Raw genomic sequence first — 1,671 nt, forward strand, 5'->3', positions numbered from 1 at the left:
ACCCCGCACCGCACGCGGCGCCTCGCCGACGATGCCACCGCGCCGCGCCCGGACGCCGCCGCCAAGCTGTCCGGCAATCCCGGCTACCTGACCGACCGCATCGCGCCGGGCCAGCTGCGCGGCGCCATCCTCGGCAGCCCGCATCCGCATGCGCGCATCGTGCGGATCGACACCCGTGCTGCCCGCGCGCTGCCCGGCGTGCATGCCGTGGTCACGCATGCCGACATCCCCGGCGTGGCCGACTACGGCCTGCGCAAGATCGACCGCCCGGTGCTGTGCCGCGACAAGGTCCGCTACGTGGGCGACCCGGTGGCCGCCGTGGCCGCCGTCGACATGGCCACCGCGCGCGCCGCGCTGGCGCTGATCGACGTGGAATACGCGCCACTGCCGCTGGTCGATGACGCCGAAGCCGCGCTGGCGCCCGAGTGCCCGGAGCCGGCCCACGTCCACCCGGGCGGCAACCTGCTGCACCGGGTCACGCATCGCCGTGGCGATCTGGCCGCCGCAGAAGCGGCGTCCGTCCATATCGTCGAGGACACCTACACCACGCCGCGCCAGATGCATGGCTTCCTGGAGACCGAGGGCGGCGTGGCCGAGCCCGATGGCCATGGCGGTCTGCGGCTCTGCTTCGGCGGCCACAACCCGGCGCGCGAGCGGCAGGTCATCGCGGACATGCTCGGCCTGCCGCACGACCGGGTCAGCGCGATCGGCACGCCCGTGGGGGGCTCCTATGGCGGCAAGGACGAACTGACCGTGCAGCCCATCGCCGCGTTGCTGGCGTGGCAGACGCAACGCGCCGTACGCCTGCACCTGACGCGGCCGCAATCGGTGGATTTCGGCGTGAAGCGGCACCCGATGCGCATCCGCATGCGCACCGGGTGCGACGCGCTGGGGCGGCTCACCTTCCAGCAGGTGGATATCCTCGCCGACACCGGCGCCTACGCCACGCACGGCCCCGAGGTGCTGGACGCCGCCGTGGAGCACGCGCCCGGCCCCTATCGCTACGCCGCCGTGGCCATCCATGGCCGGCTGGCCTACACCAACAACGGCGTGGCCGGCGCGTTCCGGGGCTTCGGCGCGGTGCAGGTGCAGTACGCGCTCGAACAACAGATCGACCGGCTGGCCGCGCGCGCGGGGCTGGACGCCGCGCGCTTCCGGGCGATCAACCTCGCCGCGCCGGACGCGCCGGGGCCACTCGGCCAGCAGGTGGTGCCGTTCGACGGCCCGCACCGCGCGCTGGACGTGGCACGCGCCCAGCCGCTCTGGCGCGGCCTGCACCGCTGGCACAGTGGCGAAGGCCGCTACGTGCATGGCGTGGGGCTGGCGCTGGTCCATCGCAGCGACGGCTTCGGCAAGGGCGGCCCGGGCGCGAGCCGGATGGAACTCGCCCTGACCGCCGATGGCGCCATCGAACTGCGTTGCGGCTTCACCGAACTGGGCCAGAACCTCGTCGGCACCATCCGCAGCCTTTGCGTGACGCATCTGGGCTGCGGAGCGGACGATGTGCGCGCGGTGCTCGGCGACACGGCCTGCGCGCCGGACTCGGGCCCCGTGGCGGCCTCGCGCGCCACCACCCTGGTCTGGCGTACGCTGACCCACGCCGCGCAGCCGTGGCGCGAAACCCTGCTGGGCGCCGCCGCCGCGCGGCTGGGCCGGCCAGCGCAGGGGCTG

General features: G+C 74.6%; 1 protein-coding gene. It reads left to right on the forward strand.

Annotated elements, in window-relative coordinates; all coding sequences use genetic code 11:
• On the forward strand, positions 1-1,671 hold a 1,671-nt coding region (locus tag KHO18_RS28180), incomplete at both ends, for a xanthine dehydrogenase family protein molybdopterin-binding subunit (RefSeq protein WP_211944312.1).

This window comes from Cupriavidus campinensis (assembly GCF_905397395.1).
Lineage (GTDB): Bacteria > Pseudomonadota > Gammaproteobacteria > Burkholderiales > Burkholderiaceae > Cupriavidus > Cupriavidus campinensis.